At 64.4% G+C, this 25,601-nt stretch carries 23 protein-coding genes; 10 read left to right on the forward strand and 13 right to left on the reverse strand.

Going from position 1 to position 25,601, the window contains the following annotated elements; translation table 11 throughout:
• Positions 1 to 861 (reverse strand): sugar phosphate isomerase/epimerase family protein, encoded by an 861-nt coding sequence (locus S7S_RS15245; RefSeq protein ID WP_035203358.1) that lies wholly within the window; start codon positions 859 to 861, stop codon positions 1 to 3.
• Between the two features lie 219 nt (positions 862 to 1,080).
• Between S7S_RS15245 and S7S_RS19940 the strand changes: the two genes are divergently transcribed.
• Both S7S_RS19940 and S7S_RS15255 read left to right on the forward strand, forming a co-directional pair.
• The gene (locus S7S_RS19940; RefSeq protein WP_202966506.1) at positions 1,081 to 1,464 is read left to right on the forward strand and encodes a MarR family transcriptional regulator; all 384 of its coding nucleotides are present in this window, start codon (positions 1,081 to 1,083) and stop codon (positions 1,462 to 1,464) included.
• Between the two features lie 78 nt (positions 1,465 to 1,542).
• Positions 1,543 to 2,172: an endonuclease gene (locus S7S_RS15255; RefSeq protein ID WP_008733590.1), complete on the forward strand. Its 630-nt coding sequence runs from the start codon at positions 1,543 to 1,545 to the stop codon at positions 2,170 to 2,172.
• A 59-nt stretch (positions 2,173 to 2,231) separates the two neighbouring features.
• Here the strand turns inward: S7S_RS15255 and S7S_RS15260 are convergent, their stop codons facing one another.
• Together S7S_RS15260 and S7S_RS15265 are read right to left on the reverse strand one after the other, a co-directional pair.
• Positions 2,232 to 4,007, reverse strand: a complete 1,776-nt coding sequence (locus tag S7S_RS15260; protein ID WP_008733589.1) for an acyl-CoA dehydrogenase C-terminal domain-containing protein — start codon at positions 4,005 to 4,007, stop codon at positions 2,232 to 2,234.
• Positions 4,008 to 4,111: 104 nt separating this feature from the next.
• Positions 4,112 to 5,908: an acyl-CoA dehydrogenase C-terminal domain-containing protein gene (locus S7S_RS15265; RefSeq protein ID WP_008733588.1), complete on the reverse strand. Its 1,797-nt coding sequence runs from the start codon at positions 5,906 to 5,908 to the stop codon at positions 4,112 to 4,114.
• A 226-nt stretch (positions 5,909 to 6,134) separates the two neighbouring features.
• On the opposite strand from S7S_RS15265, the gene S7S_RS15270 reads away from it, so the two are divergent.
• The 3 genes from S7S_RS15270 (at position 6,135) to S7S_RS15280 (ending at position 8,063) form a co-directional block, all read left to right on the forward strand.
• Complete coding sequence (locus S7S_RS15270) at positions 6,135 to 6,323, forward strand: Trm112 family protein (RefSeq protein WP_008733587.1); 189 nt, start codon at positions 6,135 to 6,137, stop codon at positions 6,321 to 6,323.
• A 132-nt stretch (positions 6,324 to 6,455) separates the two neighbouring features.
• Positions 6,456 to 7,517, forward strand: coding sequence for a phospholipase A (locus tag S7S_RS15275; RefSeq protein ID WP_008733586.1), 1,062 nt, complete (start codon positions 6,456 to 6,458; stop codon positions 7,515 to 7,517).
• Positions 7,518 to 7,607: 90 nt separating this feature from the next.
• Positions 7,608 to 8,063 carry an LEA/WHy family protein gene (locus S7S_RS15280; protein WP_008733585.1) on the forward strand — a complete coding sequence of 152 codons (456 nt, stop codon included), beginning with the start codon at positions 7,608 to 7,610 and terminating at the stop codon, positions 8,061 to 8,063.
• Between the two features lie 13 nt (positions 8,064 to 8,076).
• On the opposite strand, the gene S7S_RS15285 is transcribed toward S7S_RS15280, so the two are convergent.
• From S7S_RS15285 to S7S_RS15315, 7 genes are all read right to left on the reverse strand, one after another.
• Complete coding sequence (locus tag S7S_RS15285; protein ID WP_144401684.1) at positions 8,077 to 8,538, reverse strand: CC0125/CC1285 family lipoprotein; 462 nt, start codon at positions 8,536 to 8,538, stop codon at positions 8,077 to 8,079.
• A gap of 65 nt (positions 8,539 to 8,603) precedes the next feature.
• A complete protein-coding gene (locus S7S_RS15290; protein ID WP_008733583.1) occupies positions 8,604 to 9,722 on the reverse strand; it encodes a DUF3570 domain-containing protein in 1,119 nt (372 codons plus the stop codon).
• Positions 9,713 to 9,928, reverse strand: coding sequence for a DUF4266 domain-containing protein (locus S7S_RS15295; RefSeq protein ID WP_008733581.1), 216 nt, complete (start codon positions 9,926 to 9,928; stop codon positions 9,713 to 9,715). Before S7S_RS15295 ends, S7S_RS15290 begins: the two co-directional genes overlap by 10 nt.
• A gap of 15 nt (positions 9,929 to 9,943) precedes the next feature.
• Positions 9,944 to 10,441, reverse strand: a complete 498-nt coding sequence (locus S7S_RS15300; RefSeq protein WP_052269263.1) for a TlpA family protein disulfide reductase — start codon at positions 10,439 to 10,441, stop codon at positions 9,944 to 9,946.
• A gap of 53 nt (positions 10,442 to 10,494) precedes the next feature.
• Positions 10,495 to 11,124: an outer membrane beta-barrel domain-containing protein gene (locus S7S_RS15305; protein WP_008733579.1), complete on the reverse strand. Its 630-nt coding sequence runs from the start codon at positions 11,122 to 11,124 to the stop codon at positions 10,495 to 10,497.
• Complete coding sequence (locus tag S7S_RS15310; protein WP_008733578.1) at positions 11,094 to 11,825, reverse strand: SH3 domain-containing protein; 732 nt, start codon at positions 11,823 to 11,825, stop codon at positions 11,094 to 11,096. Before S7S_RS15310 ends, S7S_RS15305 begins: the two co-directional genes overlap by 31 nt.
• Positions 11,822 to 14,461, reverse strand: coding sequence for an HzsA-related protein (locus S7S_RS15315; protein ID WP_041026018.1), 2,640 nt, complete (start codon positions 14,459 to 14,461; stop codon positions 11,822 to 11,824). Before S7S_RS15315 ends, S7S_RS15310 begins: the two co-directional genes overlap by 4 nt.
• A gap of 253 nt (positions 14,462 to 14,714) precedes the next feature.
• Between S7S_RS15315 and S7S_RS15320 the strand changes: the two genes are divergently transcribed.
• The 5 genes from S7S_RS15320 (at position 14,715) to murI (ending at position 21,970) form a co-directional block, all read left to right on the forward strand.
• Positions 14,715 to 15,935, forward strand: coding sequence for a hypothetical protein (locus S7S_RS15320; protein WP_008733576.1), 1,221 nt, complete (start codon positions 14,715 to 14,717; stop codon positions 15,933 to 15,935).
• A 3-nt stretch (positions 15,936 to 15,938) separates the two neighbouring features.
• On the forward strand, positions 15,939 to 18,446 hold the full coding sequence (locus S7S_RS15325; RefSeq protein ID WP_041026019.1) for a LamG domain-containing protein: 2,508 nt from the start codon (positions 15,939 to 15,941) through the stop codon (positions 18,444 to 18,446).
• Between the two features lie 11 nt (positions 18,447 to 18,457).
• Positions 18,458 to 20,017 (forward strand): hypothetical protein, encoded by a 1,560-nt coding sequence (locus tag S7S_RS15330; RefSeq protein ID WP_008733572.1) that lies wholly within the window; start codon positions 18,458 to 18,460, stop codon positions 20,015 to 20,017.
• A 43-nt stretch (positions 20,018 to 20,060) separates the two neighbouring features.
• Positions 20,061 to 21,026, forward strand: coding sequence for an FAD:protein FMN transferase (locus S7S_RS15335; RefSeq protein WP_008733570.1), 966 nt, complete (start codon positions 20,061 to 20,063; stop codon positions 21,024 to 21,026).
• Between the two features lie 185 nt (positions 21,027 to 21,211).
• Positions 21,212 to 21,970, forward strand: coding sequence for a glutamate racemase (murI, locus tag S7S_RS15340; protein ID WP_008733568.1), 759 nt, complete (start codon positions 21,212 to 21,214; stop codon positions 21,968 to 21,970).
• A 189-nt stretch (positions 21,971 to 22,159) separates the two neighbouring features.
• Here murI and S7S_RS15345 read toward each other — a convergent pair whose 3' ends face one another.
• The 3 genes from S7S_RS15345 to S7S_RS15355 all read right to left on the reverse strand — a co-directional run bounded on the left by S7S_RS15345 (position 22,160) and on the right by S7S_RS15355 (position 25,595).
• Positions 22,160 to 23,989 (reverse strand): tetratricopeptide repeat protein, encoded by a 1,830-nt coding sequence (locus S7S_RS15345; protein WP_008733566.1) that lies wholly within the window; start codon positions 23,987 to 23,989, stop codon positions 22,160 to 22,162.
• The gene (locus S7S_RS15350; protein WP_238582903.1) at positions 23,989 to 24,501 is read right to left on the reverse strand and encodes a hypothetical protein; all 513 of its coding nucleotides are present in this window, start codon (positions 24,499 to 24,501) and stop codon (positions 23,989 to 23,991) included. Before S7S_RS15350 ends, S7S_RS15345 begins: the two co-directional genes overlap by 1 nt.
• Positions 24,502 to 24,575: 74 nt before the next feature.
• Positions 24,576 to 25,595 (reverse strand): AraC family transcriptional regulator, encoded by a 1,020-nt coding sequence (locus tag S7S_RS15355; RefSeq protein ID WP_008733562.1) that lies wholly within the window; start codon positions 25,593 to 25,595, stop codon positions 24,576 to 24,578.
• Between the last annotated feature and the right edge of the window lie 6 nt (positions 25,596 to 25,601).

A 25,601-nucleotide genomic window follows, 5' to 3' on the forward strand; every position in this document is an offset into this window, starting at 1 on the left:
CTACACGGCTTCATCGAGCGCCTGCACGGCGCGGAAATGGTCACGCTCGGTGGCGGCGATCCAGGTGTTCACCTGCCACAGGTCCGCCACCGGGGCGCCGGTGAAGGGCAACTGGTGCAGGTAACCGTCGGGGCCGAACTCCGGCGTCAGGGTCGTGGTGTGGTAGCCGCGCCGGCGCTGGGCAGCCCAGACCTGTTCCCAGCAGCGCTGGTGCGAGGCCAGTGCCTCGGCGTATTCCGGCGCGGCAGGATGTGGCACCTGCGGCCCCTGGTCGTAACCGACGCGGGCATGAATGTGGTGGGCGTGCTCGGCGGCCAGTGCAATCGCCTCCAGCTCGCTGTCCATCAGGCGCTCGGCCACCACGCACCAGTGGCTGAAATCACAAGTGATCTTCAGGTCTGGCAGTGCATCGAGGATCTCCATGCTGCGCCACGGATTGAACAGCGAGCGGCCACGGTGGGTTTCGAAACTGATGGTCAGCCCATGCTTGTCCGCCAGCGCCATCGCCCCGCGAAAGAAATCCAGCGAGCGGGCCAGCGGCCAGGCATCGCAACCGCCCATGCAGTTGACGAACACGGGGGCGAGCACCCGGCAGCGCCGCAGGGCATCGTCGAGACTGTCCAGGTGTTGCACCAAAGTGGCGCATCGCTCAGGCACATAGCTGCCGGCGGTACAGATTTCGGCGATCCAGGGCAGGTGTCCTGATGGCCCGTCCAGCGCCCGGGCCAAGGCATCCAGGTCCGCATCGGCGGCCGGTACTGCACACTCAATGCCCTGGAACCCCGCGTCCTGTGCCTGTTGCACCGCGTCGGCGTAGCTGCCGGTATGTCCCCAGAGCGTTTTATAAAGCTGTAATTGCATGGCGACCTCTTGTTGCACAATCATTTGCATGAAATTTTGCATGCACTTATCATGCCAGAAGGTGCCGCCCTGCCAGCCGGCCAGCGCCGCAAAGCCAGCACCGCCGGGCGCGGAGGGCTTGCCATCGCGGCAAAGCATGGGATGATATGCGCCATCGTCACAGCGACAGCGCGCCGGTTCATCCGATGCAGGATGCAGTTACCGCTCAGGGGGAAAAGAGTGAAGGTTCGGAAGAAAAAGCACAGCGACAGGAAGCGTCGTCATTTCGTCGTGGCACTGACCAGCAGTGACCAGTACTGGGGCGAACTGTTCGGCGACAACATCTTCTACGATCTGAACTATTCCGATCTGTTCACCCGCATGTGGCTCAATGCCGACAAGGCCTACCGCAAGACCGACCTGTATGCCTTCATGCCCAAGGTCAGCCAGCGCACAGCGGCCAAGTACCTGCAACAGGCCATCGACCGTGGCCTGCTGATCGAAAAGCAGGATGCCGAAGACCGCCGCTCGCGCCGCATCACCATGTCCAGTGACCTGCGCCAGCGCATCGAGATGTACCTGGATTACTCTATCAGCGCCTTCGAGCCCCCCGCCAACGGCTGATCCGGCCGCTTCCGGGCTTCACAGATGTCCTCCAGAAGAGTAACTTTTGAAGGAAGAATGTGATGGGGGTCACATGGCATGCAGACCTACAGAATAATAGCCGTCACCGCCATTCTGCTGGGCGCCAGTGCGCCCGCCCTGGCGGAATCCGCCGATCAACAGTTGTTCAGCCAGATTTACCCCGAAGGCGGCAGCACCCTCTATTGCCAGAGCCCGTTCGCGGCCGGCACCAGCACCCAGATAGACCGGCTCTACCCCGACCGGCAGCTTGAGCAGCATTTCCGCTGCCGCAACAGCATTACCTGCCGCCGCACCGAGGGCTACCAGACGGCCCGCGACGACCTGCACCAGATGTTCCCCATCGAACGCCGCGCCGACCTGGACCGGCGCGGCGCGCTGATCGGCGAAACCCGCACCAGCGACAATGCCCATGCGTGCGGCTACCGGCTGACCTTCCAGACCTTCGAGCCACCGGATCATGCCAAGGGCGACGTGGCGCGCGCCATGCTGTACATGCACACGCAACATGGCCTGCCATTGGTGGGGGCGCTGGAGATGTATCAGCGCTGGAACGAACTGGACCCGCCGGATGAGATTGAGCGCGCACGGAATGATCGTATCGAGACCGCGCAGGGGCAGCGCAATCCTTATATTGATGCACCGGAGACTGTCAACGACATCACCCTGACGCTGCCTGATCCGTTCTAGCGAACTGCGCGCAAAAAAAACGCGGCCATATGACCGCGTTTTTCAAGGGGACGGTGTGATCAGAAGTCTTCTGCTGCCAGCGTCATCATGGTGCGGCTGCCGGCCTGCATCTGTTTGAGCAGGGTTTCCGCACGCGGCAGCAGGCGCTCGAAGAAAAAGCGGCCCACCACCTGCTTGCCCTGGCCGAGCTTGTCGTCACGGCCGGCGGCCACCAGCATCATGCGCGCCCACAACCAGGCGTAGGTGACCAGACCAAACAGGTCCAGATATTCCACCGCGAGGGCGTTGACTGCGTCGGGATCATTGCCAGCCTGGGTCAGCAGTGTCGCGGTGCCTTCTTCCAGCAGCGCCAGGGCATTTTCCAGCGGCGCCTTCACCTCGGCCAGCGCCGGCTGGTCCGCCACGCCTGCCAGCCACTCGCGCACTTCCGCTACAAACGCGGCGGCGGATTGGCCGCCATTGCGTGCCACTTTACGGCCCGCCAGGTCCAGCGCCTGAATGCCGTTGGTGCCTTCGTAGATCTGCGCGATACGCGCGTCACGCACGAACTGCTCCATGCCCCACTCGCGAATATAGCCGTGGCCGCCGAACACCTGCTGGCCAATCACGCAGGTTTCCAGGCCCCGGTCGGTGAAGAAGGCTTTCGCCACCGGCGTCAGCAGGGCCACGCGATCTTCCGCATGCGCTTTTGCTGCGGCGTCGTCGGAGAACTTGGCGATGTCGAGCTGCATGCCCAGGTACGCGGACAGGGCACGGCCACCTTCATTGAGGGCGCGCATGGTCATCAGCATGCGGCGTACGTCGCCGTGCACGATGATCGGATCGGCGTTGCCGTTCGGGTTTTGCGCGCCGCCCGCAGCACGTCCCTGCAGACGGTCGCGGGCGTATTCCACCGCGCTCTGGTAGGCGATCTCGCCCAGGCCCAGCCCTTGCAGGCCGATGGACACGCGCTCGTAGTTCATCATGGTGAACATGCACGCCAGACCCTGGTTGGCTTCGCCGATCAGCCAGCCTTTGGCGCCGTCGAAGTTCATCACGCAGGTGGCGGAGCCCTTGATGCCCATCTTGTGCTCGATGGAGCCGCAGGTCACGCCGTTGCGCTCGCCGACGCTGCCGTCGTCATTGACCAGGAATTTCGGCACCAGGAACAGGGAGATGCCCTTGCTGCCCGCCGGGGCGTCCGGCAGTTTTGCCAGCACCAGGTGAATGATGTTGTCGTTGAAATCGTGCTCGCCGCCGGTGATGAAAATCTTGGTGCCGGTGACGGCGTAACTGCCGTCCGCCTGCGGCTCGGCTTTCGTGCGCAGGATGCCCAGGTCGGTGCCACTGTGCGGTTCGGTCAGGCACATGGTGCCGGACCATTCGCCGGAGTAGATTTTCGGCAGGTAGGTGCTTTTCAGCGCTTCCGTGGCGTGCGCGTCCAGGCACAGGCAGGCGCCATTGGACAGCAGCGTGTACAGCGCCAGCGAGGTGTTGCCGCTGTGCATCATTTCCTCGAACAGCACCGCCAGCATTTTCGGCATGCCCTGGCCGCCGTATTCCGGGTTGCCGGACAGCGCTGTCCAGCCGTTTTCGGCCATCATGCGGAAGGCTTCCTTGAAGCCCTTCGGCGTGGTCACGACAGTATCGTTCCAGGTGCAGCCCTCTTCGTCGCCGGAGCGGTTCAGCGGCAGCATCACGCCTTCCACCATCTTGCCGGCTTCTTCCAGCACGGCATCGGCCAGGTCGCGGCTCACTTCTGCCGTGGCCGGCATGCTGGCCCAGAGTGTCTCGGCGTCGAACACGTCGTGCAGGATGAAACGCATGTCATCCAGGGGTGCCTTGTACGTTGCCATGTCTTTCTCCGCAAAAAATGCTGTCAGTGACTTTCAGGTCATGGGCCTGAAACAACAATGCCCACCAGAGGCGGGCATTGTTGTGATCGGTGCAGGCAGCCGCCTCAGAACGCGAAGTGTGCCTCGTCCAGCTCCATCAGGCAGTCCAGGCCGCCTTCGATGGCGCCTTTATGGCCTGCGGTACGCGGCAGGATGCGTTTGAAGTAGAACCGCGCGGTGGCGATCTTGGCCTTGTAGAAATCTTCTTCGCTGGTGCCTTCGGCCAGCTTGCGCTGGGCCACATCGGCCATCGCTGCCCAGAAGTATGCCAGCGTGATATAGCCGGAATACATCAGGTAATCGACGGACGCTGCACCGACGTTTTCGATGTTCTGCATCGCCTGGGTGCCGATGGACATGGTCAGGTCGCCCCATTCCTTGTTCAGGCGGGTCAGCGGCTCGACGAATTCCTGCATGCCCTGGTTGTCGACGTTGGTCTGGCAGAACTTGTGGATGATCTTGGTCCAGTTGCGCAGTGCAGCACCCTGTGTCTGCAGCACTTTGCGGCCCAGCAGGTCGAGTGCCTGGATGCCGGTGGTGCCTTCGTACAGGGTGGAGATACGTGCGTCACGCACGTTCTGTTCCATGCCCCACTCGCGGATGAAGCCGTGGCCACCGTAGATCTGGACGCCGTGGTTGGCCGCTTCCAGACCGGCTTCGGTCAGGAACGCCTTGGCGATCGGGGTCAGCAGCGCCATCAGGCCATCGGCCTCTTTGCGCTCTTCTTCGGACTTGGCTTTCTGGACCACGTCGCCCAGTTGCGCGGTGAAGTACACCAGCGCACGGCCGCCTTCGGCGAACGCTTTCGCGGTCAGCAGCATGCGGCGTACGTCCGGGTGCACGATGATCGGGTCCGCCGGGCCATCCGGGTTTTTCGGGCCGGACAGGGCGCGCATGGCAAGACGGTCACGGGCATAGGCCAGACCACCCTGGAAGCCGATCTCGGCGTGGGCCACGCCCTGGATCGCGGTGCCCAGGCGAGCGAAGTTCATGAAGGTGAACATGGCATTCAGGCCCTTGTTTTCCGGCCCGATCAGGTAGCCCTTGGCACCGTCAAAGTTCATCACGCAGGTGGCGGAGGCCTTGATGCCCATCTTGTGTTCGATGGAGCCGCAGGCCACACCGTTGCGCTCGCCCAGGCTGCCGTCGGCGTTCACCAGGAACTTCGGCACGATGAACAGGGAAATGCCCTTGGTGCCGGCCGGTGCGCCCGGCAGGCGTGCCAGCACGATGTGAATGATGTTGTCCGCCATGTCGTGTTCACCGGCGGAAATGAAGATCTTGGTGCCGGAGATGGCGTAGGAACCGTCGGCCTGCGGCTCGGCCTTGGACTTCAGGATACCCAGGTCGGAACCACAGTGCGGCTCGGTCAGGCACATGGTGCCGGTCCACTCGCCGCTGATCAGCTTCGGCAGGTAGGTGTCTTTCTGTTCCGGGGTGCCGTGCTCTTCGATCGTGGCCACAGCACCGTGGGACAGGCCCGGGTACATGCTCCAGGACCAGTTGGCGGAGCCGGTCATTTCGGAAATGGCGATACCGGCAGAGGACGGCAGGCCCTGGCCGCCGTACTCGACGTGGCCGCCCATGGCCGGCCAGCCGCCTTCAACGTACTTGGCGTAGGCTTCCTTGAAGCCTTTCGGGGTGGTGACCACACCGTTATCGAAATGACAGCCTTCTTCGTCGCCGGAACGGTTCAGCGGCGCCAGCTCATTGGCGGAGAATTTCGCGCCTTCTTCCAGGAACGCGTCGATCAGTTCACCGTTCACTTCTTCCAGGCCGAGATTGGCGTAGTGCTCGTCCAGGTTCAGCAGCTCGTGCAGCACGAAACGCATGTCGCGCACGGGGGCTTTGTATTCAGGCATGACGACCTCCGGGAAACAGGGTGTTCAGATATAAATCCGGGCATGGCGCCGCAGGTGCTCAAAAAACACTCAGCGCACTGATGGGCGCCAATGTTAGCGCTGCGCCAGTGCCCGTCCCACCAGTATTTGTGACCCGCGAGTCAAACAGGCGTTTGAAACCAGTGTTTGGCAGCGGTTCGGGTATACTGCCCTGCAACCGCATCAATAACGCATGAAGGAAGCCCGCATGCTGGACAAAGAGCTGCTCGATATTCTCGTCTGCCCGGTCAGCAAGGCCCCGCTGATCTGGCAGGAAAGCACCGGCGAACTGGTCTGCAAGGCAAATGGCCTGGCCTATCCGGTGCGCGATGGCATTCCGGTACTGCTGGCCGAGGAAGCCCGCACACTGGACGACGAGGAACTGCGCCGCCTGTAATCCTTTGCATGACGCAGCCCACGGCCAACAAATCTTTAACAACATTACCCGCCCTGCTGTTGCAGAATGTCCGGCATGTCGCGTTGCGCGCGGCATGCCCGCACCCGCCCAGCCATGTCACAAGGAGCGTCCATGCGCGGTCACGCCCTCATCCCGCTTGCCCTGCTGCTGAGCGTCAGTGCCGTTCACGCCGAAATCATCGCGCCGCCCGCCCCTGATCCCGGGCAGACGCGAACCCCGGAGACCGCTGAGGCCGGCGACACGCAGCCCATGGACGAACAGGACGCCTGCCTGCTGCGTGCTGTGCGCAACGCGCCGGTGGAGACACCGCTGTCGACCCTGAAGGAATGGTGCGGCGATGACAGGCCATCCGGCCGCCAGCGCAATGAAGATGCCCTGCGTGAGCGGCTGCTGCTGGAAGAGAACTCGCAGTTCAACCCGTTCGTGATGACCCCGCACCGCCGCAACTACATCATGCCGATGAGCTACTGGTCGAACCGGCAATGGAACGACCCGACCAAGAACGACAGCGAGCTCAACCCCTATGAAGTGAAGTTCCAGCTGTCCATCAAGATGCCGCTGGTGACCCAGGTGCTGGATCACTACAACGTCTATTTCGCCTACACCCAGGTGAGTTTTTTCCAGGTCTATAACAAGGAACAGTCACGGCCATTCCGGGAGACCAACTACATGCCGGAGCTGTTTGTCACCCGCACGGTGGACTGGCAGTTCGGCCCGGTGGACTCCGAGCTGATCAGCTTCGGCTATGTGCACCAGTCCAACGGCCAGGACGTACCCACCTCGCGCGGCTGGGACCGGCTGTTCGGCAGCTATGTGGCCCGCACCGGGCAGTATTACTGGCAGCTGATGGGCTGGTACCGCTTCCCCGAGAATGAAAAAGACGACCCGATGTCGCCGCGCGGTGACGACAACCCGGACATCGAGAAATACATGGGCAATTTCGAACTCACCGTGGCACGCCCGTTCGGCAACCACGTGGTGGAAGTGATGCTGCGCAACAACCTGCGCCGTGGCGAAAACCGGGGTGCCGGGCAGATCGACTATACCTTCCCGATCTCCAGCCGCTTCAAGGGCATCTTCCAGGTCTTTACCGGCTATGGGGATTCACTGATCAACTACGACGATTATGAAAACCGTGTGAGCCTCGGCGTGCTGCTGACCGACACTCTGTGAAAGAAAAAAGGAACCCCGCCGGCCATCCGAACCGGCGGGCTGCATCACGGTCTGCCTGAACATGCCCCACACTGACCGGAGACCCGATTCATGCCACTACGCCTCGTGACCCTGCTGTGCCTGTCCCTGCTGCTCGGCGCCTGCGCCAGCCTGCGCAATGCCGAGCCGCCAGAGGTGACACTCTCCAATGTGGAGTTGCTGGGCATCACCATGCTGGAGCAGGAATGGGCGCTGACGCTGCGCGCCCGCAATCCGAATGATTTTCCGCTGACGCTGCGCTCGCTGGACTATCAGGTGTTCCTGGAAGGCCAGCCGTTCGGCCGTGGCCTGACCAATGCGGAAGTCACCGTGCCGGCCATGGGCGATGCGCTGGTGCAGACGCGGGTGGTGACCGGGCTGTTCGAGACACTGCGGCAATTACAGCAACTCGACTACAAATCCGGCGAACCGCTGCATTACCGCATTGAAGGCTCGGCGCGGGTCGGCGGCAGCCCGCTGCCGCTGAAGTTTGATCACGAAGGCGAGATCGGATTGCCGGCGCCGTAACTCACGCCACAATTCAGGGTAGCGGTCGCGCCAGCAGGGCGAGCACACCCAGCGCATCGTCTGACGGCTCATGCAGATAGCGCACCCGCAGGGACACTTCGTATACCCTCTGCCGCATACCGAGACCCGGGGTCACATCGGTCACCACGCCAGATGAGGTGGCCGCGCCCCGGGTAATCAGGGCCGCATCGTTACCCAGCGCAGCGTCCTCTCGCATCACGTAGTCTGCATCCATGATCTGCATCCAGTCATAGCCCAGCGACGCACCCAGTTCAGCAGCACGATATTCCGCCAGCGGGCGCAACCGGGCGCGATCGCCGCTGCGCCAGCTTTCAAACGAGATACGGTATTCGGTATCACTCAGGCGGGCATCCCGGTAACCGAGCGGTTCATTGCCGGATTGCGGGCGATAAATGGACTGGCAGCCGCACAGCAGCACGGCTGCCAGCAGGGCGCAGATTATTCTTGTCATCATGAAATCCCCGATCAGAAGCGTGCATGATCACGGCATATCATGATGAGATCAATCATGGCATTCCGTCAGTACCACAGCGTCACCACGAACGACGTCACCAGTGCATCAAAGCTGTACAGCGGTTCCTGTCCGGCGGTGGTATTCACGCGCAGATCGCGAAAATCCCGATAGTCATATTCATACCGGTCCAGCCCGAGCTGCACACCGAAGCGCTCCGCCCAGCGCAGGCTGTCCAGGCGTTGCTGGTAGCTCACCGACACGCCGTAGGAACGTGAGCTGAAGCTGCTCATTTCCTTGTCGCGCGCCATGAAGTTCTGCGCGTCCTGATAGGGGAACAGGTCGCTGTAGAAATCCGCCGCTTCCTGCCGGTACTGACGCACGCGCAGTTCCAGCAGCCAGTGCTGGTACAGTGGCTGCACGAACGCCAGGCTCCAGTCACGCGCCTCAATACCCCAGGAATCCTCGAACCAGCGATGCTCGGCGTGCAACGCCGCGCGCCAGGGCAGGTAGTAACTGCCCCGCAGCGCCCAGGCCTCGCTGGTGCGGGTGCCGGGGTAGACTTCCGGCTGGTAGGCGTAGCCGGTGGGCGTGAGAAAACGCACCGAGCGGTACGGGTTGTTCAGGTAACCGCTGTCGGTGATCAACTCGTGGCCGAGGCTTATGATCAGGTCGCGGGTCAGCACCTGGCTCAGCCCCACTTTATAGCTGCGCCGGCTCAGGTCCTCGCTGAAGGCACGGTCGCCACGGCGGCGCACTTCGTCATCGCCCTGGGCGTAGCTGAACGACACCGTGGTCAGGTCGCCAAAGAAATCCTGACTGACGCTGAAATACGCGGTGCGGCCAATATAGTCATCTTCGTCGCTGGCGTTGATGCCAACGGAATAGAGGGTTTTCCCGGTCAGGTAATCGACGCCGACGGATTTCTCGATGCGCTCTTCGGTGTAGGGGCTGGCGGTGGTGACCACGTCCACCGAGGCGCCGCTGACCTGATCAACATAATAGTTGGCATTCACCGAGACTTTTTCGGCGAAGTTCTTGCGCACCAGCACCGACGGCCCCTTGATGTCCATGCCGCCGCCGTCATAGCGGTGATACAGCACGTCCAACCGTTCTTCCGCCAGCACCGCTGCCTGCGTTACCACCGGCAGCCACAGCAACAGCCAGACCAGAGGCTTCAGCTGCATCCGCAACCTCCCCCGGCGCCGTCTTCCGCGCCACGGGCGCGCTCGCGGGATTCATGCACATGCTTGAGGTAGGCGGATGCCGCCGGGCTGCGGTCACGGCTCATGATCGGGTCCGCCAGCCGGGCACGCTCGTAGGGCTGCACCCAGGGCTGTACGGCACAACCGGTGAGCAGCAACAGGCACAGCACGGGCAGGACGGCTTTCATGCAGTGGCTCCCGGTTTATTCCAGCACCAGCGCACGCAGCTTTTCGGCGTAGATTTTTTCTTCGCCGCTGCGATAGCCCCGGTGCAGGTAACGTACATTGCCGTCACGGTCGATCAGCACGGTACTGGGCATGGCATCCACTTCCCAGGCCTTGCTCAGTGAACCCTGCGGATCGAACAGGATCGGAAACTCCACCGGGATACGCGCCAGCAAGGCTTCTGCATCGGCGGTATTTTCATCCACGTTGACGCCCAGTAGTTCGAAACCGTAGTCGCGGTATTCTTCGTAGAGATCGTCCAGCAGCGGCATTTCCTGGCGGCACGGGCCGCACCAGGAGGCCCAGAAATTCACCATCACCACCTGCCCCTGCAATTCGCTCAGGCGGATGTTGTCGCCACTGCGGCTTTTCAGTGTGAAATCCGGTGCCGGCACCGGCTCGGCCAGTGCGCTCTCACAGGCCAGCGCCAGCACAATGGCTGCGCAGCCTTGTGTGATCATCTGTCGTAGTGCCATGTTTCCCCCTCGTGTCTTTTCTTTTTTGCGTGTCTTTTTTGCTGGCGGGCAGCTCAGAAGAAACCACCCAGCCCCAGTGTCCATTCCAGATTGTGCGTGGTCTTGTTGCGGCCGGTGATGTCCAGCTCGAACAGGTGATCACGCATTTCCATGCGCAGCGTCAGCCAGTCGGCCAGGATCAGGCGATAACCTGCGCCCAGGCTCAGCGTGAAATGATCATCACCGGCAAAGCGCGTGGAGCCGGCGCCGCCCAGCAGGTAGAAGGCGCTGTTGTAGGCGCGCCGCGAACTCAGAAAGGCTTCGCCCGGCAACAACTGATAACCGACGGAAAAATTGTAGTAGCGGAAATCCCGCTCATCGCCGTCCAGCAGCGATACGCCCGGATTGAGTGTTTCGAAACTGCTGTCGCCGGCTTTCGCCTGTGCCACCGCCGCTTCGAAGAACACATCCTCGGACAGGTGATAACCCAGCCGCGCGCCCACCAGTCCGCTGCTGCCAAAGTCCTCGATATTGATCAGGCCGCCGTAGAGGCCGATCTCGATATTGCTGCCCTCGATCTGCGCTTCACTGACCCGCCGCGTGGTCACCTCCGGTGACAGGTCACCGGGCACCTGGGCCAGGGCCGGCACGGTGGTCAGCGCCAGCGCGGCGCTCAGAACAGCACACTGAATCCGGTTCGCCATTGTTCCAGCTCTTCGTTGTCATCCTGGGTGGTGAGAAACACGTAATGCCGGTATTCCGCGCGCCAGACGAACCCGCGCGTGAGCCAGAGCCGCAGGCCGGCGCCGGCATGCACCGAACGCTCACTGCGATCACTGGACTGGACCAGCACCGTGCGTGGCTCCACGTCCACACGGCCGCCGCCGACCAGCACATACGGCGACAACCTGCGGTGTGGCAGAAACTGGTTCATCAGCGACACATCCAGCAACCGGCGGCTGGCAAAATCACTGTTGGCTTCCGTCCACGACAACGCCAGCTGGAAGCGGTCGGTAAAGGCCCAGCCGGCCTGCACACTTAATGCCGTGGTGCGGTCAAGCTCACCGACCAGGACACCGAATTCCGCATGCGGCGTGAAAAAATCCGCCAGTTCACGTTCTTCCAGGGCCACATAATCGCCGGTGTCATCCAGCGTGCGCGCCAGTTGCGCACGGCTGACCCAGCCCTGGTGACCACGCGGGGCACGGACCTCGATCCATTGCGTGCGGCGTTTCAGCAATACGATCTGTTGCCCCTGCTCCACCACATGGAACACGGGATAACCGCGCCCCGGCCCGGTGCGCAGTTCGATAAAGGGATCGGCCACGGTGACCGTCAGCGTGTCGCCCGGTGCCACAGCCGGCAGCAGGCACAGCAGGAAAAAAAGGACACGCCAGCCGCTCATGTCTGCGGCACCTCGAACGGGTCGTTGTAATACTGGCCACCGCCATCCAGCCACTCGCTGAGCAGGCGTATTTCTTCCGGGCTGAGCCAGCCAGCATGGCTGCCGCCGTCGGCAAACGGCAGGAAGAAGCGCGCGCTGCCACGGGCATTGCCGGGGTTCATGCGCTGGCCGAGTTGCACCGGCACCATGACCGGAATCGGGTCGCCGTTTTCATCCAGCCGCAACTCGCCGTTTTCGTCCACTTCGTACACCGGCTGGCCGTTCTCGATCAGCGGCACAAGCAACTCCACCAGGGCGCCGTCCTGCAGGGTCAGTTCGGTGTCGGGAAACAGCAGTTCGCGGTAGCTGGTCATGTGCAGGGGCTGCTGGCCGGAGGCGTCGCCGGTCAGTTCCAGCTGCGCCGGCGCCACCTGCAACTGGCTCATGGCGTCGCGGCGCGTATGGCAGCCTGAACAGGTCACGTCCACCAGCGTGCCGTTGTCGTCCACCTCGCGCGGCAGGTCCCACAGCGGCTGGATATGGTTCGGGTAATGGATGATGGCGCGGCACAGGGTGCTCCAGTCCGCCAGACAGTCATCGGTGGCCGGCGCCGGCGTGGTCAGGGCGTCGTAGCCCAGGCGCAGCGGGTCGTCCACGGCGCGCACGGCCGGGTCGGTCCAGATGTCGACATAGTCCGGGTCGGGGCGCAGTGCCTGATCCTCCGGCAGCAGGCGCGCGCGCACCTGCGCCATGGTTTCGCCGGCATCGGCAAACAGCGCCGGGTCGGTGTTCGGAAACGGCAGGCCGGTGACCGGCGCACCGTCGTTCAACGGCGCCTGCACGGCGTCATAGCGACCGTGCGGCACGGCGCTATTGGGCGCATGGCAGCCGTTGCAGCGCAGCGTTTCACCGGGGCGCACCGTCAGCCAGTTGCCGTGCCGGTTACCGAGCGCCTGGCCGGCGGCATCCACCAACTGGATATCCAGCGGCACGTTGGCGGGCACCACCGCGCGCACCGAACCGTCCGGCTCCACCGGCACATAGCCGAGAATTTCGCGCATGCCGAAGGCAGCGCTGCGGCCGAAGGCGGCACCTGGCACCTCCACCACATCGTCATCCGGTATCAGCACCGCCTTGCTGACGCGCAGGAAGCGCACGTTGCGCTGCGCCGCCGTCATCAGGGCCGGGTCGCGATAATCCGTCAGCGTATCAATGCCCGCCGGGCGGGTGCCCTGCACATTGAAGGCGCCATCCATATCCAGCACGGAACGGATATCCAGCACGCCGCTGAGTTGCTCGAACAGCAGCGGGTCCAGCCCGGCACCGGGCTGCCCGTCGGCCAGCACCGGCGGCAGGGTGCGCGGCGCCATCACCGCCACGTCGCTGATGATGCGGCCCGCCTGCGGCAGCACGACGGGACGCTGGGTGCCGGTAACACGATCAAAAATCCACAGGCCATAGGCGGGCGCGGCTTCTTCAGCCTCCGGGTTCGCCAGCACCTCGTCGTCGCAGGCACGCAGGCTGCTGCCCACCTGCGCCCGGCAGGGTGACCAGGCCACCAGATAGCGGTCGGTGCCGTCGAACAGCGGCGCCATGGCGGCCACACGCCCGCCGGCGGAGAGCGTCTCCCGGGTCGGCGCCAGTGGCAGGCCCAGCACATCGGTTTCGGCACCCTCGGCGCTTTCGCCCGGCAGCGGTTGCGAGGCGCGCTGGAAACGCTGCACGGCCAGCCGGCGCGGCACGCCAGCCCAGCCGCCGCCGTCTTCGCGGGCCATCACCAGCAGGTCGCCATTCGGCAACCAGCGCGGGCGGGTGAATTGCAGGCCGTCCGGGTCCGGGTTCTGGCGGTCGCTGCCGTACAGCAGCCCTGTCGCCGTGCCGTCCGGGTTCAGCGCAAAGAAGTCCAGGCTGTTGCGGTTTTGTTTGTTGTCCCAGCGCAGCGTCAGCACGCGGCCGTCGTCCATCACCATGGGCGCGAGGTCGTGGCTGGGGTTGAAGCTGATCTGCCGCAGGTCGGTGCCGTCGGCATTCATCACGTGCAGCGCTACGGCAAATTCGCGGCGCGTTTCTTCCAACGGCGCAAACTGCGGCTTGCCTTCATCGAGCAGGCGCGCACGGGCCTGCCGCTGGCGGGTGGAGACGAACAGGATGCGGCCGTCCGGCAGGTAGCGTGGCGCCAGGTCCTGGCCTTCCTCGGCGATCAGCTCGTTGCTGATCACGCGGCGCAGTTGCTGGCTGTCGACGTCGTATTCCCAGATATTCCAGGTCGGCTGCTCGTCGTCATCGGCATTGGGAATTTCCGGTGCGCGCAGCGCGAACAGCAGGCGACGGCCATCGAAACTTACCGACAGGTCGCGGATATCGATCGGGTCATCAAACAGCCCCGCCGTGAGCACCCGCTCGCGGGCATTGGGAGAGGCCAGATCGCGCAGGTGCAGCACCGCACCGGGAATAAAACCGGCCGGCTCGCGCAGCACCGGCGACAACGGCGCGCCGTCCTCGTCCAGTGCCTCGCTGCGGCTGACATAGGCCACCGGCCGGTCCAGCAACGCCACGTCGCCACTGCCGCCGTCACCGCTGCCACCCAGGTCACAGGCCGTCAGCCACAGCACAGCCGCCAGCATGACGCCGGCACGGATCCACCGAGGTGTAAACATTTCCCCTGACACGGTATCTGATTGCCCCCGCACCCTGCTTGTTGTGATCGACCGCCCGTTTCCCCGACGGGCGGTCGGACCGCCAGTATCAACAACTTTGCATTGTAAATCTGGGCGGCGGTTCACTATACGGGGGTGCGTCAGTAGCGCAAACCCGCCTTGCCAGGCCGTTATAGTGGGTGCGGGAACGACAACAAAGACCACAGACGTTCGCCGCAATGGCGGGCTGCGACCTCGTCGGGGGGATGAGGGGATGAAACGAATCAAACGCGTCACGGCACTGATGCTGTGCCTGGGTGGCCTTGTGGCGGCCAGCGAGGCGGCGGCGAATGCCCGTGACCAGGCGCAACGGATGCACAACCGTCTGACCGGCACACCGGCCACGGACGCGCTGCTGACCACCATGGCCAGCCTGATCGACGCCGGGCAGACCCGCGAAGCGGCACTGCTGGCCACCGAGCAGGACGGTTTCTACAACGTGGTGCTGAAAAACTTCGCCACGCCCTGGACCAACCGCGAGCGCGATGTGTTCGCCCCGCTGAACGATTACACCGCCACGGTGATCGGGCTGGTGCGCGACGACCGGGATTTCCGTGAAGTGCTGTTCGCCGACCTGGTCTACACCGGCGACCAGGGCGAGCTCAGCGCGCTGGGCCACAATGACATTCCCGCGCCTTCCGGCACCAGCAACGCGCACTTTGAAGCCATGGAAGCCGCCCATGTGCCATTGCAGCAAGTGCTCACCGCGCGCGCGCAATCCGCCCTCTACGGCCTGCCCGCCGACGCCACCGCCGGCATCATGACCAGCCGCGCCGCGGCGAAAGCCTTTTTCTACGCCGGCACCAACCGCGCCATGCTGCGCTTTACCCTGATGAACCACCTCTGCCACGACCTGGAACAGCTCAAGGACGCCACTCGGCCGGCAGACCGCATTCGCCAGGACATCACCCGCAGCCCCGGCGGCGACAGCCGCATCTTCCTGAACAACTGCATCGCCTGCCACTCGGGCATGGACCCGATGGCCGGCGCCTTCGCCTATTACAACTGGAGCGGCCCGGAAGGTTCACCGGCGGGCGAGATTTTATATAACCGCGACGGCCAGACCGACCCTGCCACCGGCACCCGGGTGCAGGCGAAATACCGCATCAATGCCAACAACTTCATCCACGGTTTTGAAACCGGCGACGACACCTGGCTCAACTACTGGCGCGACGGCCAGAACGCCGTGCTCGGCTGGGACGGCAGCCTGCCCGGCCACGGCCAGGGGGCAAAAAGTCTCGGCCAGGAACTCGCCCACAGTGAAGCGTTCGCGACCTGCCAGGCAGAAAAGACGTTCCGCACCGTGTGCCTGCGCAGCCCCGCTTCCACGGCGGACCTGTCACAGGTCGAGGACATGCGCGCCGCGTTCAGCGCCAACGGCCACCGGCTGCGCGACCTGTTCGTCGACGCTGCCGTCTACTGCATGGGGGACTGAGCGATGCGTATCCCGACAATGGCCCTGTCCCTGCTGTTCGTCGCACTGACCGGCTGCGGTGGCAGTGGCGGCAGCGGTGCGCCGGTGACACAGAACCCGCCGCCGAACAACGACGATGATGTGAACTACACCGGCCCGGTGGCCCGCACCAGCGATGTGGTCGCCTTCAAGCTCAATGTGTGGGACAACCTGGTGCGTGCCGACCGCTGCGGCGCCTGCCACGGCACCGGCGGCCAGGCGCCTTCATTTGTGCGCGACGACGACATCAACCTGGCCTATACCGCTGCCAACAGCGTGGTGAACCTGCGCCAGCCGGGCAACTCGCAGATGGTCAGCAAGATTCGCGGCGGCCACCACTGCTGGATCGGCAATGACACCATCGCGGCGCAGGCGTGCGCGGACCAGATTACCGTGTGGATCGACAACTGGGCCGGGCAAAGCATCGACGGCAATGCCGGCGAAGTGGAGTTTGTGCCGCCCCCGATTCGTGATCCGGGCAGCAGCCGAACGTTCCCGGCGTCCTCCGCGCTGTTTGAACAGCATTTGCATCCGATCCTCGCCACCCATTGCAGCGAGTGCCATGTGCCAAATGCCGCCGGCACACCGATCTCGCCCTACTTCGCCGCCAGCGACGTGGACAACGCCTACAAGGCGGTGCAGAACAGCGTCAATCTGGATAACCCGGACGGCTCGCGCCTGGTTGCGCGGCTGCGCGAGGATTCGCACAACTGCTGGAGCGTATGCGGCGACGATGCCATCGTGCTACGCGATGCCATTACCGCCATGGCCGAGGGTATTCCGGTCAGCGAACCGGACAGCGCGCTGGTGCTCTCCAAGGCATTGCGGCTGGACGATGGCATCCTTGCCGCCAGCGGCGGCCGCCATGACGCCAACGTGATTGCCCGCTATGAATTCCGCAGCGGCACCGGCAACACCGCGTTCGACAACAGCGGTGTGGAACCACAACTGAACCTGACACTCTCCGGCGATGTGGAATGGGTCGGCGGCTGGGGCATCCGCATCAACAGTGGCAAGGCGCAGGGCAACACCGCCGCCAGCCGCAAGCTCACCGACCTGATCACCGGCAGCGGCGAATTCACCCTGGAAGCCTGGGTGATCCCGGCCACCACCGGCCAGGAAAACGCGCATATCGTCAGCTACGCGGCGGGCGCCGACGCGCGCAACCTGACGCTGAGCCAGCAGCAGTCCAGCTATGGCTTCGCACTGCGCCACAACAACACCAGCGCCAATGGCGAGCCGCTGCTGGACAGCCCGGCGGAAAGTCTCCAGGCCAGCCTGCAACACGTGGTGCTGACGTTCGATGCGGTCAACGGCCGGCGGCTGTACATCAACGGCCAGGACAGCGGCATCACTGATCCGGTCGCGCCGTCGGCGCTGGAAAGCTGGAACGACACCTACGCGCTGGTGCTCGGCAACGAAGCCTCCGGCAACCGGCTCTGGCAGGGCGTGATCCGGTTTGTCGCGGTCCACAACCGCGCACTCAATGCCAGCCAGATTGCTCAGAATTTTGCCGCCGGTGTGGGCGAGCGCTTCTATCTGCTGTTCAGTATCAGTGAGCTGATCAACACGCCGGAGTCCTATATCGGTTTTGAAGTCTCGCGCTTTGATAACTATGCGTATCTGTTCGCCGAGCCGTTTTTCATCAATCTGGACAACACGGCACCACAGGCCACTACCCTGCAGGGGCTGCGCGTCGGCATCAACGGCCGCGAAATCACCGTCGGCCAGACCTGGAGCCAGCTCGACACCGAGATCGGCGGCCCCGGCTACCTCGGCGGCATACAGCCGCTGTCCCGGCTGGGCACCATCATCGCGCTGGACGTGGGCCAGGAGCAGGATGAATTTTTCCTCTCGTTCGCGCGCCTGGGCAGCCACACCAATGTCTACACCGAACCGACACCGATCCCGATTCCGAAAGTGCCGGCGGCACCGCAGCCGGATATCGGCGTGCGCACCTTCGACGAAATCAACGCCACCATGAGCGCGCTCACCGGCGTGCCGGCGACCTGGGGCGATGTGCCGGAAACCTTCTCACTGGTGCGGCAGCAGTTGCCGATCAGTGACGGCTTTGGCGGTTTCCTGACTGCGCACCAGATCGGCGTGGCGCAATTGGCGATTGAGTACTGCAACGCCCTCGTGGAAGCAGAAATGACAGGCAGTGCCGGCATCGCGCCGCTGTTCACCGGCTTCGACTACAACGCCAATGCGCAGTCGATCAGTGACCAGGACTGGCAGGACCAGATCATCACCCCGCTGCTTGCGCGCATGCTCGGCACCGGGCTGGATTCGCAGCCGGCCCATGCCAGTGTGCGCACCGAACTGACGCAGCTGCTGCTGTCCACCGGCGATGTGAAACCGGTGGGCGCACCGGACGGTGTGCCCGATGGTCTGGCCCGCTGCAATGGCGCCTGCCCCGCCGGGCAGACGGCAACCGCGGTGAAAGCCGCCTGTGCCGCCGCACTCGGCGGCGCCACCATGCTGATCAAATAACGGAGGCCAGGATGAGACGCTTACCGCCACTGCATCCGGATATGCCGCTGACGCGGCTGAACCATGGCCGGCCAATGACCCGGCGCGACTTTCTCGCACGCGGCCTGCTGCGCGGCGCCGGGCTGGTCAGCAGCCTGGGTGTGTTCAGTCTGTTCAGTAATCCGCGCGCGGCCATGGCCGCCCTGGCGCCCGATCTGGAAAACCTGAAAGCCGGCTGCGGCATTCAGGTGGCCGGTGCCGGCAAAATTCCTTTCATCTGTTTCGATCTGGCTGGCGGCGCCAGCATGGCCGGCTCGAACGTGCTGGTCGGTCGCGAAGGCGGGCAGGAGGCGTTTCTGTCTGCTGCCGGCTATTCGATGCAGGGCCTGCCCGGCAACATGCTGCCGTCACTGGGCAGCCCGTTCATTGACCGCAGCCTGGGCCTGGCCTTCCATACCGACTCGGGGTTTCTTCAGGGCATTCTGGAAAAAACCAGTGCCGGCGCGCGTGCCGGCACCAACGGCTGTGTGATTCCGGCTCGCTCGGAAAACGACACCGCCAACAATCCGCACAACCCGCTGTACGGCATCTTCAAGGCTGGCGCCAACGGCGAGCTGCTGGCGCTGGCTGGCTCCTCCAGTTCCGATTCCGGCGGCAATTCCATGGCGCCTGCCTGGCTGATCGATCCGAGCGTGCGGCCGACCAAGGTGGACCGTCCCTCGGATGTCACCGGCCTGGTCAACACCGGCAAGCTGGTTGGCCTGCTGGACCAGTCCGATGCGGTAGCAGTGATGGAAGCGGTGGCGCGCATCAGCCACAGCAAACTCGGCCAGGTGGATACCGCCGTGACCCAGGATGCCGTGCTGAAAGAACTGATGCGCTGCGGGTATATCGAAGCGGCGGATATCACCGACCGCTACGGGGATCCGTCAGCGCTGAACCCGGTGCTGGATACAAACATCGTCGGCGACGGCGGTATCTTTACCGAAGCTGAATTCAACAGTGACAGCGAATTCCGCAAGACCGCCTCCATCATGAAACTGGTCATTGGCGGTTACGCGGGCGCCGGCTGCGTCACCATCGGCGGCTACGATTACCACACCGGCGAACGCGGCACCGGCGAGCTGCGCGACCTGCGCGCCGGCCGCTGCATGGGGGCCTGCCTGGAATACGCTGCACGGATGGGCACGCCGTTGATGCTGTATGTGTTCAGCGACGGTTCGGTGTCCAGCAATGGCCGCATCGACGATTCCATCAATGGCCGGGGCAAAGGCGAATGGACCGGCGACAGCAGCGGCACGGCGGCGTCGTTCTTTCTGGTCTACAATCCCGGCGGGCGGCCACAGCTGCTCGGCGGTTCGCCTGATGAACAGGCGCGCCACCAGCAGCTTGGCTGGATGCGTGCCAACGGTTCGGTGGAAACGGCCAGTTCGCCGGCGGCCAACAACGTCAACCTGCTGGTGGAAACGGTATTGCTGAACTACATGGCATTGCATGGTGAAGCGGGCCTGTTCGGCAGCCGCTTCCCGCTGCACAGCCTGGGCAACGCCACCATGATGGAGCGCCTGACGGCGTTCCAGCCGATTGTCTGACGATTGCCTGACGCTGCGCCCGTTTACCTTGATGGAGTCACGCGTGCCACGACTGCTGCTGACCTGCCTCCTGTCACTGTGCTGGCTGGCCGCCAGCGCGCACGCCGACTGGGTGCAGGCGCAGTGGAACGTGATGGGCACGCGCGCCACGCTGGAATTCTGGCCGGGCGAGCAGGACAGCCGCGACACCGTGGCGCAGATCCAGGCGGAGTTCGACCGTATCAACGGGCAATACTCGCCCTGGCGCGAAGGCAGCGAGCTGTATCAGGCCAACCACACGGCGACGCAGGCCCCGATGACCGTGTCGGAGGAATTTGCGCAACTGATCGAGACGTCGCGTCACTATACCACCCTGACGGACGGCGCCTTCGACATCAGCTTTGCCACCGTCGGCCACCTGTACGATTACCGCGCCGGCATCGCCCCGGATGACGACGCCCTGGCACACGCCAGGGAGGGTGTCGGCATGGACAAGGTCACGCTTGATGAACAGCGTCGCCTGCGCCTGCACCATCCGGCCACACGCATTGATCTCGGCGGCATCGCCAAGGGCTACGCCATCGACCGCGCCGTGGCCATCCTGCATCAGGCCGGCGTGCGCCATGCCTATATCAGCCTGGGCGGCGACAGTTATGTGCTCGGCGACCGGCGCGGCCGCGCCTGGCAGGTCGGCATCCGCCATCCACGCCGCGAAGAAGCCGTGGCGATTTCCCTGCCACTGGAAGATATCGCCGTCTCCACCTCCGGCGATTACGAACGCTTTTTTATCCGCGACGGTGAGCATGTGCATCACATCCTCAGCCCCGCCAGTGGCAAGCCGGCCGGTGAGCTGGTCAGCGTCACCGTGCTGGCCGAGCGCGGCATCGACGCCGACGCCCTGTCCACCAGCCTGTTCGTGCTCGGTCGCGAGCAGGGCCTGGCATTGGCGAATCGGCTGCCGGGGGTGTCGGCGATTCTGATTGATCGGCATGGTGAGGTGTTTTATTCGGAGGATTTGGGGGCGTTGTGAAGAAGGCCGGATGCAAAAAAGAAGGGTCGGACGTCTGACGTCGGACGTCTGACGCAAAAGAAGAAGAGCAAAGAACCGACGTCTTTTTGTTTTAGCGTCCGACGTCAGACGTCCGACGTCCGACCCCTTATATCCCCCCCCACTACCGAGTACACTCCCCCCAAACCCACAACCCCCTCACCCCCATGCCCGCACCCCCCGTCCTGGTCTTCGATTCCGGTGTTGGCGGCCTGAGCGTCGCCGCGGAAATCCGTCGCCGTTTGCCGACCCAGCCGCTGCACTATCTGATGGACAGTGCCGGCTTTCCCTACGGCACCAAGGACGACGCGACCCTGACCGCACGGGTGGTGGAGGTGTGCCGTGACGCCGTGACCGCGCAACAGCCGCGCATGCTGGTGGTGGCCTGCAATACCGCCAGCACCCTGGCGCTGCCGGCGCTGCGCGCCGCGCTGCCGATCCCGGTGGTGGGCGTAGTGCCGGCACTGAAAGTCGCGGCCTCCGCCTGCCCCGGCGGCGAAATCGGCCTGCTGGCCACCCCTGCCACCGTGCATCGCCCCTATACCGACAACCTGATCCGCGAGTTCGCTGCCGGCTGCCGTGTACGCCGCCTCGGCAGCCGCGAGCTGGTGCAGTGGGCGGAAGACTGGGTGGCCGAAGGACGTGAACCGGACGGCCTGTTCGCGCATTTGAATGGCTGGCTGACGCAACCTGATCCGGTCAGTCATGTGGTGCTGGGCTGCACACACTTTCCGTTGCTCAGGCCGATGCTGGCGCGCTTGTGGCCAACGGTGATCTGGGTGGATTCCGGCGAGGCGATTGCCCGCCGCGTGGCGCAGTTGCTCGATGATGACATACCCGCTACAGGACACCCCGAAGCGCAGCTGTTCTGGACAGGCGAGCGACCGCCCGCAGACGGCGTGGAACGCTACCTGGCTACACTTTAATGTTGCCGACCTTCACAAGAGCTCCGTAGGGTGGGTAGAGCCAAAGGCGAAACCCACCACGTCCATGCCGCACACTGCTCGCACAAAAACAGCGAAACTGCCGGCCGCCGTAAAGGCCAGCTTCGATGATTTTGCGGGAGTGGATAACGGGCATGGACCCGGTGGGTTTCGCCTTTGGCTCTACCCACCCTACCGCGCAGCACGCGCCTGCACATCACTCAACGCCATCCACGCCTGCGCCGCCAGCCCGTTCAGCCGTGGCCGCTCGCGCGCAATCCACTCCAGCGCCAGCGCTTCAATCGCGACCTGCTGGCGTTGCATCAACTGCTCGCCACGGGCGTCCAGCTCATCCACGGCCCGGGTCAGGTCGGTGAGTGCGCTGCGCCACTGCGCCAGCCGGCCGCTGTCGTCGGTGGCGGCGCGCGCCACGCGCCCGCGCAGGGCATCGGTGTCCTGCAATAGCCGCTGTGCTTCATTGAGCAGCTTGCGATGCTGCCACTGGCGCGGCACCTGATCGTCCTGCAGGTCCCAGGCCAGCAGCCCTTCGTAGAAGGCCAGTTTTTCCCGCACGTTCGGCCGCACCCGGTCGCCCCATTTTTCCGCCAGGGCGCGCGCTTCTGTCAGGGCGGCCAACAACCGTGTTTCTTTTTCATCGCCGAAAGCGCGCCAGTCGTTGTCCTGCACTGCCGCATCCAGACGCTCGAACAGATGCTGGAGCTGCTGCTCCAACCGGGCTGCGTCCACCTCCGCCAGCAGCGCGTGTGCCTGGGGCACCCGTTCCTGGTGGCGCGTTTCGTGCGCCGCCAGCAATTGCTCCATGGCCGGCAGCGCGGCGCGCCAGCGGGTCAGCAGGCGGCGCTGGCGCAGCAGTTCGTGATAATTGCGCCAGGCGGCATGAAACGCATGGGAGGCAAACAGCGCCCGGAATGACACAAAGCTCTCCACCCGTTCTGGCACCAGTGGTGGCAGCGGGTCCATCGCGGTACTCCAGGGCACCTCGCCGAGCAGTTCGGCAAACCAGCCACCGGCACGGATCTGTTCGGCCAGCGTGCCCAGGTAACGATAGTGTGCGGTGTAGCCCTCGATGGCGTTGCGATACCCCTGCTCGGCGGCACTGTAGTCACCCAGGTCTTCATACACGCCGGGCAGCAGCAGGGCACCTTCCTGCACGGGCTCGTACTGCATCGGCCGCGCCACCAGTTGTTGCAGGGATCCGAGCGCGCGCGCCGGCGCATCCTGATCCAGCGCTGCGCGCGCGTGCAGCAGCAGCGACAGTTCCGCGTAGGGCCCGTCGAGCCGCGCAAACCCCATGTAGTAGGCGGCCTGTTCAGGCTCGCCCTGGCGCAGATGATGCACACCCAGCGCCAGCAGCGCGCGATCCTTGATGGCGTTGATTTCCGCATCGCCGGGCGGCAGGGCCGTCAGCTCGCGCAAGGACAGCAGGCCGGCCTCGCCCTGCCCGGCATTGATGCGGCTCACCGCCAGGTTGTACTTGAGGTAGGCGTTCAGGCGGCTGCCGGTGTCCAGTTGGGCGAGCGCGTCCAGGGTGTCGTCGTAACGCCCCAGCCGCATCAGGATGCGGGTGCGCAGGGCATGGTAGTTTTCGCGCAGGTCGTCCGGCACCTGCGTGACACGCTGATCAAGCAACGCCAGCGCCTGTTCCGGTTGCGCGCGTCGATAATACAGCTCCGCCAGATGTATCCAGATGCGCGTCGACAGGGACGGGTCGATGTCTTCGGTGAGCAACGCCCCGAACACTTCCTCGGCATCCTGCGGCATGTCGTAGGCGAGATACAGCACGCCCAGCATCACCCGCGCACGATCCCGCTGTGTCGGCAGGGCGTTGCTGTCCAGCGCCACCAGCGTGGTGGTCAAGGCGGCAAAATACTGCTGCTGAAAATAATCGTAGAGGATCTGGCCGTAGGCCGGGTCTTCGACACGGTGTGCCGCATGCAGGGCCGAGGCCGGCGCGGCAGCCGGCCACAGCGCAAGCAGCAGTAACGCAAGGACGCGGCGCATCACTGCCAGTTGCGGAAGACGATGTTGGGTTGCTGCGCCGCCGCATCATCTTCCAGGCGCAACTGGATGTAATGCTGGCCGCTGGCCTTCTCGAACGTCAGTGTGCCGGCGCGGCGAATTTCACGGCCGTTCGGGCCGATGCCGGTAACAAAGGCGGTCAGTTCGTGCTCGCCGTTGCGCAGGTTGGTGGTATGCAGCCGCTGCACGGCGCCGTTCCTGAGGGCGCGAATTTCGCGCTCGGTATAGAGATGGCTCACCAGGGTGTCGCCATCGAGTTTCAGCGTCACCGCATCCGGCGTGAAGAAACGGCCCACGTCCAGCGACAGAAACAGCGTCACGCGCGTGTCGGCGGGGAACAGCAGTTCCTCTTCCATCAGCAGCAGGCGCTTGTTGATATCCAGTATGTCGCGCCGGAACTGCGCGCTGTCGTCGCTCAGCTCACCGGCCACGGTCAGGCCGCTGCACAGTAGCAACACCGCGCACAGCAGACGGCGCAATAAGGTCAGGCTCACGATGATTCCCCAATCAGGCGTTCCCCAGTGATGCCGAATCTAGCACGCACGCCCGACGTCTGGCGCGCACCCGGTCACAGCCCGGCGCGGGCATGGCGGGCAAAGGTCCCCGGTGTGATGCCGGTCCAGCGGCGGAAAGCGTGGATAAAGCTGGCCACTTCGGCATAGCCCAGCCTGGCCGCCACCTCTTCCACGCTGAAGCCCCCGGCACGCAGCATCTCTTCCGCCAGCGCCTGGCGTACTTCTTCCACCAGGGCGCGGAAGCTGGTGTCCTGCGCCTCGAGCTGCCGGCGCAGGGTGCGGGAGCTGACGTGCAGCGCCTGCGCGACCCGCTCCATGTCCGGCATGTCTGCCGCAGCGGCCAGCAATTGCTCGCGCACCTGCCCGGCAATCCCCGCGCGGGCGCGGCGGCGCACCAGCAGGTCACGACACTGGGCCTCGCACAACCGGCGGGTGTGGCTGTTGGCCTGCGGGAGCGGCAAATCGAGCAGGCGGGCATCGAAGGCGGCCAGGTCCTGTGGCTGGTTGAACGTGGGCATGATGGTGAAGACCTGCCGGTACGGGCCGAGATCCTCCGGCGGCGAATGACGGAAGCAGACGCGCCGTTGTGGCAGCGGTGTATCGAACAACTCCCGTTGCAGCGTGGCAATGGCGGCGGCATCCCGTTCGAGCAGGAACACGCGCACATCCTCCGGCAGGTGGCTGCCATCCAGGCGCAGCCGCGCTTCACCTTCGACTTCCTCCAGCCAGATGCGGGCGAAGGCAAAGGTCAGGTCCAGATAGTGGATACCCAGCTCCACCGCACTGCGCAGGCTCGGGCTGCTGACCAGGCCGAAGCCCCAGATGCCGTAGCTGGTCAGGTGGTAGCGCTGCCCGGCCAGCACACCCGGGCCCGGGCCGCTGCCGATCCGGGCAACCAGATTGCGCACCAGATGCAGTTCCTGGCCGGCGGTGATCTCCGCCAGCGGGTCGGCCAGCAGCGCCTCGTCCAGCCCGGTATCCCGCAGGCAGGCCGCCGTGGACACGCCCAGTTCTTCACCGAGCTGGCAGAGCAGTTGTACCGAGGCGGTGCCCCGGCGTGCCTGAAGGTTCATGACGCC

The sequence above is a fragment of the Isoalcanivorax pacificus W11-5 genome (assembly GCF_000299335.2).
Taxonomy (GTDB): Bacteria; Pseudomonadota; Gammaproteobacteria; order Pseudomonadales; family Alcanivoracaceae; genus Isoalcanivorax; species Isoalcanivorax pacificus.

What these genes read in the sequence shown, in the direction of transcription:
- S7S_RS15245 (WP_035203358.1), bottom strand. Translation starts at nt 861, where the DNA reads ATGCAATTACAGCTTTATAAAACGCTCTGGGGACATACCGGCAGCTAC.
- S7S_RS15255 (WP_008733590.1), top strand. Translation starts at nt 1,543, where the DNA reads ATGCAGACCTACAGAATAATAGCCGTCACCGCCATTCTGCTGGGCGCC.
- S7S_RS15260 (WP_008733589.1), bottom strand. Translation starts at nt 4,007, where the DNA reads ATGGCAACGTACAAGGCACCCCTGGATGACATGCGTTTCATCCTGCAC.
- S7S_RS15265 (WP_008733588.1), bottom strand. Translation starts at nt 5,908, where the DNA reads ATGCCTGAATACAAAGCCCCCGTGCGCGACATGCGTTTCGTGCTGCAC.
- S7S_RS15270 (WP_008733587.1), top strand. Translation starts at nt 6,135, where the DNA reads ATGCTGGACAAAGAGCTGCTCGATATTCTCGTCTGCCCGGTCAGCAAG.
- S7S_RS15275 (WP_008733586.1), top strand. Translation starts at nt 6,456, where the DNA reads ATGCGCGGTCACGCCCTCATCCCGCTTGCCCTGCTGCTGAGCGTCAGT.
- S7S_RS15280 (WP_008733585.1), top strand. Translation starts at nt 7,608, where the DNA reads ATGCCACTACGCCTCGTGACCCTGCTGTGCCTGTCCCTGCTGCTCGGC.
- S7S_RS15285 (WP_144401684.1), bottom strand. Translation starts at nt 8,538, where the DNA reads ATGATGACAAGAATAATCTGCGCCCTGCTGGCAGCCGTGCTGCTGTGC.
- S7S_RS15290 (WP_008733583.1), bottom strand. Translation starts at nt 9,722, where the DNA reads ATGCAGCTGAAGCCTCTGGTCTGGCTGTTGCTGTGGCTGCCGGTGGTA.
- S7S_RS15295 (WP_008733581.1), bottom strand. Translation starts at nt 9,928, where the DNA reads ATGAAAGCCGTCCTGCCCGTGCTGTGCCTGTTGCTGCTCACCGGTTGT.
- S7S_RS15300 (WP_052269263.1), bottom strand. Translation starts at nt 10,441, where the DNA reads ATGGCACTACGACAGATGATCACACAAGGCTGCGCAGCCATTGTGCTG.
- S7S_RS15305 (WP_008733579.1), bottom strand. Translation starts at nt 11,124, where the DNA reads ATGGCGAACCGGATTCAGTGTGCTGTTCTGAGCGCCGCGCTGGCGCTG.
- S7S_RS15310 (WP_008733578.1), bottom strand. Translation starts at nt 11,825, where the DNA reads ATGAGCGGCTGGCGTGTCCTTTTTTTCCTGCTGTGCCTGCTGCCGGCT.
- S7S_RS15315 (WP_041026018.1), bottom strand. Translation starts at nt 14,461, where the DNA reads ATGTTTACACCTCGGTGGATCCGTGCCGGCGTCATGCTGGCGGCTGTG.
- S7S_RS15320 (WP_008733576.1), top strand. Translation starts at nt 14,715, where the DNA reads ATGAAACGAATCAAACGCGTCACGGCACTGATGCTGTGCCTGGGTGGC.
- S7S_RS15325 (WP_041026019.1), top strand. Translation starts at nt 15,939, where the DNA reads ATGCGTATCCCGACAATGGCCCTGTCCCTGCTGTTCGTCGCACTGACC.
- S7S_RS15330 (WP_008733572.1), top strand. Translation starts at nt 18,458, where the DNA reads ATGAGACGCTTACCGCCACTGCATCCGGATATGCCGCTGACGCGGCTG.
- murI (WP_008733568.1), top strand. Translation starts at nt 21,212, where the DNA reads ATGCCCGCACCCCCCGTCCTGGTCTTCGATTCCGGTGTTGGCGGCCTG.
- S7S_RS15345 (WP_008733566.1), bottom strand. Translation starts at nt 23,989, where the DNA reads ATGCGCCGCGTCCTTGCGTTACTGCTGCTTGCGCTGTGGCCGGCTGCC.
- S7S_RS15355 (WP_008733562.1), bottom strand. Translation starts at nt 25,595, where the DNA reads ATGAACCTTCAGGCACGCCGGGGCACCGCCTCGGTACAACTGCTCTGC.